The following is a 9,483-nucleotide window of genomic DNA, read 5'->3' as shown; positions in this document are numbered from 1 at the left end:
TGGTGATCGACGCGGTGGGCCGCCCGGAAACCTGGAAGCAGGCCTTCTACGCCCGCGATCTCGCCGGAACGGTTGTTCTGGTTGGTGTTCCGACCCCGGACATGCAACTGGACATGCCCCTGGTCGACTTCTTCTCCCGCGGCGGTTCATTGAAGTCGTCCTGGTACGGCGACTGCCTGCCGGAACGGGACTTCCCCACCCTCATCGACCTGCACCGGCAGGGTCGGCTGCCGTTGGAGCGGTTCGTCTCTGAGCGCATCGGTCTGGACCAGGTCGAGCAGGCGTTCCACAAGATGCACGCCGGTGAGGTGCTGCGCTCGGTGGTGGTCTGGTGAGCGACGCCAGCCCGCGCAGCGCCATCCAACGGGTAGTCACCCACGGCACCTTCGAACTCGACGGCGGCAGTTGGGATGTCGACAACAACATCTGGATCGTCGGTGACGGCTCGGAGGTGATCGTGATCGACGCCGCCCACGACGCGAAGGCCATCGAAGCTGCGGTCGCGGGCCGGCACGTCAGCGCGGTGGTGTGTACGCACGGCCACAACGATCACATCACGGTTGCTCCGCAACTCGGCTCAGATCTGGATGCTCCGGTCTGGCTCAACCCGGGCGACACCATGCTGTGGGAGATGACTCACGGCGACAAAACATTTCGGGCACTGAAGGACGGGCAGGTGTTGACCGCCGGCGGCATCGAATTGCGCGCCATCGCCACACCGGGCCACTCCCCCGGTTCAACCTGTCTATACGCCCCGGCTTTGGGTGCGGTGTTTTCCGGGGACACCTTGTTCCAGGGCGGCCCCGGCGCCACTGGCCGGTCCTTCTCGGACTTCCCCACGATTCTGGCCTCGATCAAGGACAAACTAGGCGTTCTACCGGCTGAGACGGTGGTGTGCACCGGGCACGGCGACTCCACGACCATCGGCGAGGAGATCGTCCACTACGACGACTGGGTCAGCAGAGGCCACTGACGACCGACTATGGCGCCGTGGCGTCGCTGCGCGGGTCGATGAGGATTTTCGCGTGCGTCTCCGGGTCGCGCAGCGCCTCGAACGCTGCGGCAACCCCGTTAAGCCCAACCCTGCCGGTGATCAGCGGGGCCGCGTCGAGTTTCCCGTCGGCCAGCATGTGCAGGCTGTCGCGGAATTCCAGTGGCGTGTAACCGAAGACGAACCGCATGTCGATCTCCTTGCCGACAGCCATCGCCGGCCGGATCTCATCGGGGTTCATGCACACCCCGACGACGATGACTCGGGAATTCAACGGTGCAGCGCTGACGACAGCGTCGATCATCCCGGGCACGCCCACGCATTCGAAGATCACCGGCCGCTTGGGTCCCGCTGCACCGAGGGCGTCGGCCGCCCGGTAAAGGTGCTCCCAGCCGGGCAGCTTGCGCAGTTTCTCCATCGACCCGACGCCGAGTTCGGCAAGCCCCGCGAAATCGGTCACCATCCCTTTGGAGGTCGCCCTGTCGTACGGGGAGTCGACCCGGGGGTCAACCACGATGTCGGCGCCACACCGGCTTGCCAACGCCCGACGGGCCGCCGAGAGGTCGCTGGCAACGATCTTCTCGACGCCGAGCGCCTTGAGTTGGCAGATGATGGCCAGGCCCACCGGCCCGCAGCCCACGATCACTGCGGTATCGCGTCTCTTGATCTCGCTGCGGCGTACCGCGTGCAGGGCCACCGCCATCGGCTCGGTCAAAGCGGCGATGTCCAGCGGCAGCCCGTTGGGCACCGGGAAGGTCATCGCTGCCTCCACCACGACCTGTTCGGCGTAACCGCCCGGCGCCAGCGGAGACAGACCTGTCAGCTGCACCCCGCCGTGCGCCCGGACCATCGGAAACGACACCACCCGGGTGCCGACTTTGAGGCCCTTGGGGGTCGTGGCGCCCCGTTCGGCCACCACACCGGAGAACTCGTGCCCCATGACGGTGGGGGTGTCACGACGAATACAGTCCTGATAGCCGACTTCGCTGAGGACATCGGCGAGTTCGTCGGCGTGATCCTTGGCGTGCAGGTCTGAACCGCAGATACCGCAACTGTGAACGTCGAGGACGAGTTGACCGTCCGCCGGCCGGGGCGCCGGAACGTCGATGACCGAGAAAACTCCGTTCGCGCAGCTGACAGACCTCACAGTGGCCGAGTCTAGTCATCTATTCGCCCTTGAGGATTCGCCGATTCGGTGCGCCGGCGGCCGAACCACCACGCCGCGATGGCCAGATCGACGCTCACGATCGACACAGCGGCGAACACCCACAGCGGGCCCTCGACGGATATGGTCGGCCCGAACGCCAGACGCGGTTCGGCGAATCCGCTCACCTGACCGCCGGTGACTACTCGGTAGCCACCTTCGGCGGCGACCCGCATGAACCAGACCCGACGGTGCGTCTCGCCGTCCACCGACACCGTCGAGCCGAGATCCTCGATGACCGTCGGATCGGGGGCACCGGGCGGCGGGGTGATGTCGACGTTCAGCTGCGGAACCGTCAATCCAGGCCCGTCGTCGTCGGCTACGAAACTGATGACGACCTCGCCGATCGGCAGGTACAGCTGCCCGGAGCCCGGGATTGCCACCTCCCCGTAGGCGCCGTACTTCTCGCTGGCGACCCCCAGCACAGCAGTGGTGATCAGGCCGGCGACCGACAGCGCCGCCAGTACGCCGAGCACGATCATCACTACCCGGGAGAGGCTACGGCCACCCATCTGCGCAGTCTCGCACGACGGGGTAGCGTCAGCGCGGCTACCGCAAAGCTAGGAGGCCGGTCATGTCCGCTGATGAATCACCCCGCGGCAGTGCATTGGTCCGCTTTGTGGTGCAGTTTTGGGCACCCTTCGTCCTGGTCGGCTTGGCCGCGGTCTTCATCGGTCAGAACCGCGACCGGCAACAGGTTCGCTTCCTATGGCTGACGGTCGAGTCGCCGATGTGGCTGCTGTTGGCGGCGATGCTGCTCGTCGGCGTGGCGGTAGGGCTGCTGCTGCGCCGCCGCCGGTAGCACTGTTCTCACTCTGACGGGGGTAGCGGCTCGACGAGTTCGGCGGTGCTGACCGAGGCCGCATCTGGGCCGGACCGCAGGGCCAGGGCGGCCGCACCACCCGAACCGGCGATCACCATCAGCACGGCGGCAGCCACCGCGACGGGCTGTCGATACCACGGCATGACGGCGGGAATGCGCGGCACCGGTTCAGCTGTGAACTCCAGACGGGGTTTGGCCACAGCCCGCACCGGGGCCACCGTCTCGTCCACCAACGGCACCAGTTCCGGGATGTCGGTGGCCCGCGACCAGGCCACGGCGCGCAGCACCGGATGGCACGCGGCGGGTACTACCGTGGTCGGGCTCTCCTCGCCCCGCGCGCAGCGCGCCGCCCCGCGGGCGGCAGCCAATGCCGGGTGGGGCGGGGTGATGACCGGCACACGCAGGTGCCGCGACAGCGTGGTGGTGACCGACGGAATGGCCGCGCCGCCGCCGATGGACACCACCGCCTCCAATCTGATCGGTGCTATCGCATTGCGCTGCAACAACTCCCGCACCACCGCAGGCACCACGGCCAACGGGCCACGGATCACATCGTCGAGTTCCGGGCGGGTCAGCCGGATATCGCCGCCCAGTCCCGCCGCGCGGGCGGAGACCGCCGTCGCGGTCCGGGTGGAAAGGCGCTCCTTGGCCGCACGGCACTCGGCACGCAGCCGGGTCAGCGGAGCGATAGCGGCGGTTCCGGTGGCGCCCGGGGGCACGCCCCCGGCGTAGAGCACGTGCGTCAGCAGTGCCCGGTCGATCGCGTCGCCGGAGAACTCCAGGAGCCGCACCGGTGTTCCGAGCACACCGAAATCGTTGAGGTCGACCAAGGTGACGGTTGTTCCACCGGCACCGAAGTCACACACCGCGACCACCCCGCGGGCGGGAAGATCGGCGGCCAGCCCGACCAGGGCCGCCGCATAGTCGGCAAGCAGGTGCGGGCGGGGTGCGTCGCCGGCCCACGGCGGCAGGCGGCGGACCGCCCGGTACAACGCCTCGACCGCCGCCGATCCCCAGTGCCCGGGGTAGGCCACCGCCACCGCGGCCGGCAGCGGCCGGCCCGCCGTCACGGTCCGGGCCACTCCCAGCAGGGCCTCAGCGAGCAGCTCGGCCGCCGGGTACAGGGAGCCATCGGCGGCCAGGACGCCCACCGGATCACCCACCCGATCGACAAAGTCGCCGATCGGCCGGCCCGCCCGGTTGACCACCGGAGGTCCGGTGACATCGCGGTCCGCACCGACCGCGGCCAGCGCCGAGGATCCGACGGACAGACCGACCGCCGGGAAGTCCGACCGCACATTCAGGTAGGTCATTTCACCGGCTATTTCGGCGCCGGCCGGACCGGTGTTACCGGATACTGCCCTTGCCCGGGATGAGCGGCAGATCCAGCGCGGTGACCCACCCGGGCGGCAGGTCGTTGACGGCCGGGACGGCGTTGAGTGCGCGCAGGCCGGTAGCCAGACAGCCGGCGGCGGCGGCATCGCGGGCGGAGCCGTCGGTGAACCGGAAAGCCGTCTCCTGGGCGATGCTGGGCGTGCCCTCGATCTCCACCCGGTAGACGTCGTCCTTGGTGCCCGACGGCCAGTCGGGAGCCGCGTCGTGGCCGATGCGGTTGACGTGCTCGAGTTGAATGCGGGTCTGGCCGCGATACACCCCGTTAATGGTGAACCGAACGGCAGCAACGTGTCCGGGTTCGATGACGCCCTTGGCTGTGGTCCGCTCGGTGGGCGTCACCCACTTATCCCAAGTGGTGGTGATCTCGTCGAGTTCGATCCCGGCAGCGAGGGCGATCATCGGAACCGTTGCACCCCAAGCGAATACCAGGATGTCGCGGTTCTCCAGCAGAGGCCGGTACTCCGGCTCACGGCCGATGCCCATCTCGAATTCGTAGTCACCTTCGTAGTTGGTGTAGTCGAGCAGTTCGCAGGCCCGTACCCGGCGCACCTCCGAGCACAGACCCATCAGGGTCATCGGGAACAGGTCATTGGCGAAGCCCGGGTCGATCCCGGTGGTGAAGCAGGACGCCCCGCCCTGCCGGCACGCCTCGGTGATCGGGTCGATCCAGTTCGGCGGGTTGAGGTGCATTTTCGGCCACACCCAGGGCGTCATGGCCGTGGAGCACACGTCGATCCCGGCACGCAAGAACCGGCTGATCAGGTCGATATTGACGTCGGCGTGGGCGGCGGTCGGACCGTAGTGCACCAGGGCGTCTGGCCGCAATGCGATCAACGCGTCGACGTCGTCGGTGGCGATCACGCCCGCCGGCTCCGCCAGTCCGCAGATCTCGCCGACGTCGCGCCCTACCTTGGCGGGGTTGCTGACGCCGACGCCGACCAGTTCGAACTCCGGGTGCTTGAGCACCTCGGGAATCACCATCTTCCCGACGAAGCCGGTCCCGTAGATGACGACGCGTCTCGTCACGTCCCGTGAGTTCCCTTGGAGCGCAGGGTGTAGCGCCGTTCGGCGTACTCCAAGTCATCACGCCATAACCGGGCTGCGGCGAGCTTCATCACCGGCCGAAGCAGTGGCGCGGCGCGCAGCGAGTACTGGAAGCCGGTGCGGTCGGACTGGGCGATGACCGCCTCGATCACGGCGGTGCGAGGACGCCCGTCGGGTCCGTTACCCAGCGGTGTCGCGTGGGTCTCGACCACGCTGCCGGCGCCCTGTCCCTCCACGATGTGCATGACGATCGTGCGCGGGTCGGGGACGGTGAACTGCGCGATGACGGGGATGCCCAGCCGGCCGAGGTGGAAGGTGACGGCGGTCTGGAAGACGTCGGCTTCCTCGTCGGCATCGACGGGCGGCGCGCTGAGCACCTCCAGTTGGGCGAAGGAGTAGGGATGGAACCAGGCCCCGTGCCAGGGGTCGAGCCGGTTGGAGAGGATGTCCTGGGGTTCGCACACGCCCTCCAGGCGGGTCACGGCAGCCAATTGCGGTCCGGTCGGGCGGGCCGCCAGGACCGGGCCGTCCAACGGCTCCTCGCCCCCGACCTTGTCCAGTCGTACCCACACGAGCACGCCGTCGTCATAGGCGGGAAACGGCTTCCAGCCGAACTCCCGGCCGCCGTCCAGCCGAAGTCCGTGCCAGGGGCAGATCAGCGCGCCGCAGTCGATCTTCCCGGTCGACAGGTCGGCCCCCAGGTGCGGGCAGGACGCCGGACCGACGTGCAGAGTGCGCCTCTCGTCACGCCAGGCGACGATCTCCACGCCGGCCACCGTGGTTCCGAACGGGCGGTCAGTGCGGACGTCGGCGCTGGCGGCGAAGACGAACCAGTTGCCGCTGGGCCGCCGCAGCGCGCGCTGCAGGGCCGCGTCGATGATCGCCGGTTCGGCCTGCTGGTAGGTGGGCTTCTGCTGAGCCCAGCCGGTTTTCGGAAGAATCTGCAGCGGTGAGTCTTTCGGCATACGCTCGGCCACCCGCGACCACAGATCCATCAAGCGCCTTTCTCAGCCAGCTTCCGCAGCACCGGCGAGCGCCCCTGCACCGGAACGGAGTGCAAAGTGTGCCCGGCGACACCCCAGCCCGCCAATAACTGGTTGGCCGCCGACCAGCCGGTGGTCGCGGCCCGTTCCATCAAGGCTACCGGCAGGTCGATGCGAATCCCGTCACCGGCCAGCACCAGCCCGTCGACTCCGGTGGCGACGGTGGGACGTTCGGCGAAGGACCCGGGCGAGAACAGTGGGCAATCCTGCTTGAAGAGGATCCGTTCGGCCAGGATGCCGGCCTGTGCGGTTTCCGGGTAGAGCTGGTGCAGCCGGGCCAGCATCTTCTCGCGCAGCCCCTCGAACGGCGGCGGGTCGACGACGGAGTAGGAGTGCACCTCGACCACCGAGCCCCCGTGGGTGCGGGCCCATTGGGCGGCCTGGCTCTCGTAGTTGCTGACGACGCTGATGTTGTCGACGGGCTCCAGCCCACCGGTGCCCAGGAAGGGTGGGCGGCCCGGCTGCACGGGGATGTCGAGCCAGAGTCGCTGCACCACGAACGGCGGTGCCACCTCCATCGCAGCCACCCGCTGACGCCAGTTGTCGTCGCCGAGTTCCGGGGAGGCGTCGACGATGCGCTGCAGGCCGGTCACATCGGCGGCCAGCACCACCCCATCGGCGTCGATGGAACGGCCGTCGGAGGCGTTCACCCGCAGCCGTTTCGGCCCGGACCGGTCGATCGACTCGACCGACACCCCGGTGTGGAAGGTCACTCCGCGACCGGTCAGATACTCCCCCAACGGGTTCCACAGGGCGGTGTCGAAATTGGACTCGGCGACGTCGAAGACCAGCCCCTCATTGGAGCCTAGGAAGTAGATGTGGAACATCGCCGCGAGTTCGGCCGCGGAGAGTCGTTCGGGTCGCGCGAAGAAGCTGCGGGCGAATACCTCGAAAGCCAGGTGGCGAGCCGCTTTCGGGAAGTTGATCTCATCGAGGAAGGTGCCGGCGTCGCGGTCGTCGAGTTGGTCGTAGATGCCCGGCACCGACACCGTCGCCAGCGGAGCGGCCGCCCGGCCGTTGATCCGCACCAGATCCCGGAAACGGAAGGTGGGGCTACGCAGGGCGAACACGATCGCATTCCAGGGCGGGCTCTGCGGCAGCCCACGGAATGTGTCGCGACGACCTTCACCGTCGATGAGGGGATAGTCCTCCACGGCGCGCAGCCGCGACAGGCCGGGGTCGCTGCGCCGCAACAACTCCCGCAGGTTGTAGTACTGGCGGAAGAACGCGTGGAAGCCGCGGTTGTTGGCCACCTCGGTGCCGGCCAGCGGGCCCTCGTCGATACGTTCGGTCCAGCCGGCCACTCGCCCACCGAGGTTGGGTTCGCGCTCCAGAACCTCGACGGTGACACCCCGTTCGGCCAGTCCGGCCGCGGCTGCCAGGCCGGCGATACCGGCCCCGACCACCACGACATGCGGTCGCTGCGGAAGCGCAGCGGCGTTCGGCAGCCCGGCTGGACCAAGGTGGCTGACGCGTCGGGGATCTTTCATTTCGCCTCTCCGAGGAATGTGTGGACGATATTGCGTTGCCATCCCGGCACCGTCTCGCTGTGCACACCGGAGAACCCGGCGGCCACCAGGCGCCGCTGGAATTGCGCGGCGCCGTCGAAACTGGTCACGCTGCGCCACAGGTGCCGGTACAGGGTGCTGTCACCGGTCTGCCGCCACCCGGCCGGGATGATGATGCCCCAGCAGACCGCGTTCCAGACCGCCTGGGCCGCTGTGGAATCCTGCACCGAATACTCGTGCACGGCCAGCGTTCCACCGGGCCGCAGCAGTTCCCGGAACCGACGCAGTTGGGCGTCGGGATCGGCGAGGTTGCGCAGCAGATAGGCCGCCAGGATTCCGTCGAACGGGCCCTGTACCCCGGCATCGGCGAGGCCCTCGATCGGGGTGTGGACGAACCGCACCGAGTCCGGCCAGTTCTTGGCCGCAGCCTGTTCGAGCATGCCCGCCGAGGCGTCCACCGCGACGATCTCAGCCTGCGGGGCGGCCTGCAGCAGGGCCGCGGTGGAGGCGCCGGTTCCGCAGCCGGCGTCCAGCAGGCGCAAAGCCCGCCCACCATTGGGGATTCCCATCCGGCGCGCCGAGATCCGCAGGTGGTCGTGATAGCCGGGGTTTGATCCCACGAGCCGGTCGTAGGCGGCGGCTCCGACGTCGAATGCCCCGGGCACCTCCGGCCGTGCCAGCCCGGCCTTGGGCACCCCACGGAGACCGATCCTCATCGCGCGTCTCAGGCGGCGAGACGGCGGGCGCGGCGGGCGCGCACCAGCCCGCCGGTGAAGACCTGCAGCCGCCGTCCGGTGCCCACCGAGGCGCGCTCGCTGAACACTGCGAAGTCGATGTCTTCGATACGGTCGAGGATCTCCGAGTAGAGGGTGAAGGCCGTCGCTACGCAGGGCCGAGACTGCGGGGCCAGCAGGGCGATCCCCTTCTGCGCCTCCCGGTAGATGGCGCGGGTGATCTCATGTTGGGCGGCCAGCGCCTGCCGAACCCGCGGCTCGGTGCGTTGATTGTCGTGGCACCAGGTCAGCAACTCGCGGTCCACACCGAAGGCCGCCAGCTCGTCGGCGGGCAGGTAGACCCGGTTGCGGTCCAGATCCTCGTTGATGTCGCGCAGGAAGTTGGTCAGCTGGAAGGCCCGGCCCAGCGCCTCGGCGGCCGGCTCGGCGTCCGACAGCGGTCCGACGGTCCCCAGGATCGGCAGCATTTGCAGGCCGATCACCTCGGCCGAACCCCGCATGTAGCGGTTCAGCGCCGGCCGGTCGGGATAGTCCGTCACCGTCAGATCCATTCGCATCGAGATGAGGAAGTCGTCGAACAGACTCAACGGGATCTGATAGGTCCGCGCGGTGTGCAGCACCGCGGGCAAGACCGGCGCACTGGCGGCGGCGGCGGCGTCGCCACGGAAGAACCGTGCCGCCAACTGCTCCAGACGGGCTTCCCTTTCGGCGACGGTCGCCTCGGAGGCCAGGTCATCGAGG

Annotated in this window: 11 protein-coding genes; 3 read left to right on the top strand and 8 right to left on the bottom strand. The window is 68.6% G+C overall.

Features of this window, described 5'->3' with window-relative positions:
* On the top strand, nt 1-335 hold a 335-nt coding region (locus tag ADBZ5N_RS14925), incomplete at its 5' end, for a zinc-binding dehydrogenase (RefSeq protein WP_526258672.1).
* Nucleotides 332-973 carry an MBL fold metallo-hydrolase gene (locus ADBZ5N_RS14920; protein WP_526258670.1) on the top strand — a complete coding sequence of 214 codons (642 nt, stop codon included), beginning with the start codon at nt 332-334 and terminating at the stop codon, nt 971-973. The genes ADBZ5N_RS14925 and ADBZ5N_RS14920, both read left to right, overlap by 4 nt.
* Nucleotides 974-980: 7 nt before the next feature.
* Here the strand turns inward: ADBZ5N_RS14920 and ADBZ5N_RS14915 are convergent, their stop codons facing one another.
* Both ADBZ5N_RS14915 and ADBZ5N_RS14910 read right to left on the bottom strand, forming a co-directional pair.
* On the bottom strand, nt 981-2,138 hold the full coding sequence (locus ADBZ5N_RS14915; RefSeq protein WP_526258668.1) for a zinc-binding dehydrogenase: 1,158 nt from the start codon (nt 2,136-2,138) through the stop codon (nt 981-983).
* A gap of 11 nt (nt 2,139-2,149) precedes the next feature.
* The gene (locus tag ADBZ5N_RS14910; protein ID WP_526258666.1) at nt 2,150-2,707 is read right to left on the bottom strand and encodes an SHOCT domain-containing protein; all 558 of its coding nucleotides are present in this window, start codon (nt 2,705-2,707) and stop codon (nt 2,150-2,152) included.
* A 62-nt stretch (nt 2,708-2,769) separates the two neighbouring features.
* Here ADBZ5N_RS14910 and ADBZ5N_RS14905 point away from each other — a divergent pair, with 62 nt between their 5' ends.
* Complete coding sequence (locus ADBZ5N_RS14905; RefSeq protein WP_526258664.1) at nt 2,770-2,997, top strand: LPXTG cell wall anchor domain-containing protein; 228 nt, start codon at nt 2,770-2,772, stop codon at nt 2,995-2,997.
* A gap of 8 nt (nt 2,998-3,005) precedes the next feature.
* Here the strand turns inward: ADBZ5N_RS14905 and ADBZ5N_RS14900 are convergent, their stop codons facing one another.
* The 6 genes from ADBZ5N_RS14900 to ADBZ5N_RS14875 all read right to left on the bottom strand — a co-directional run.
* Entirely contained in the window at nt 3,006-4,331 is a 1,326-nt protein-coding gene (locus tag ADBZ5N_RS14900; protein ID WP_526258662.1) for an Hsp70 family protein, read from the bottom strand.
* Between the two features lie 34 nt (nt 4,332-4,365).
* Nucleotides 4,366-5,439 carry an NAD(P)H-dependent amine dehydrogenase family protein gene (locus ADBZ5N_RS14895; protein WP_526258660.1) on the bottom strand — a complete coding sequence of 358 codons (1,074 nt, stop codon included), beginning with the start codon at nt 5,437-5,439 and terminating at the stop codon, nt 4,366-4,368.
* The gene (locus ADBZ5N_RS14890; RefSeq protein WP_526258658.1) at nt 5,436-6,452 is read right to left on the bottom strand and encodes a DUF5914 domain-containing protein; all 1,017 of its coding nucleotides are present in this window, start codon (nt 6,450-6,452) and stop codon (nt 5,436-5,438) included. Before ADBZ5N_RS14890 ends, ADBZ5N_RS14895 begins: the two co-directional genes overlap by 4 nt.
* On the bottom strand, nt 6,452-7,990 hold the full coding sequence (locus tag ADBZ5N_RS14885; RefSeq protein WP_526258656.1) for an FAD-dependent oxidoreductase: 1,539 nt from the start codon (nt 7,988-7,990) through the stop codon (nt 6,452-6,454). The genes ADBZ5N_RS14890 and ADBZ5N_RS14885 overlap by 1 nt, the downstream gene beginning before the upstream one ends.
* A complete protein-coding gene (locus ADBZ5N_RS14880; protein ID WP_526258654.1) occupies nt 7,987-8,724 on the bottom strand; it encodes a class I SAM-dependent methyltransferase in 738 nt (245 codons plus the stop codon). The genes ADBZ5N_RS14885 and ADBZ5N_RS14880 overlap by 4 nt, the downstream gene beginning before the upstream one ends.
* A gap of 8 nt (nt 8,725-8,732) precedes the next feature.
* Nucleotides 8,733-9,483 (bottom strand): phytoene/squalene synthase family protein (locus tag ADBZ5N_RS14875; protein WP_526258652.1); only part of this gene is annotated, 751 nt, incomplete at its 5' end.

It is taken from the genome of Mycobacterium sp., from assembly GCF_044370595.1.
GTDB lineage: Bacteria > Actinomycetota > Actinomycetes > Mycobacteriales > Mycobacteriaceae > Mycobacterium.
The sequence above is the reverse complement of the archived record's forward strand: the minus strand, read 5'-3'. Positions and strand labels throughout refer to the sequence as shown.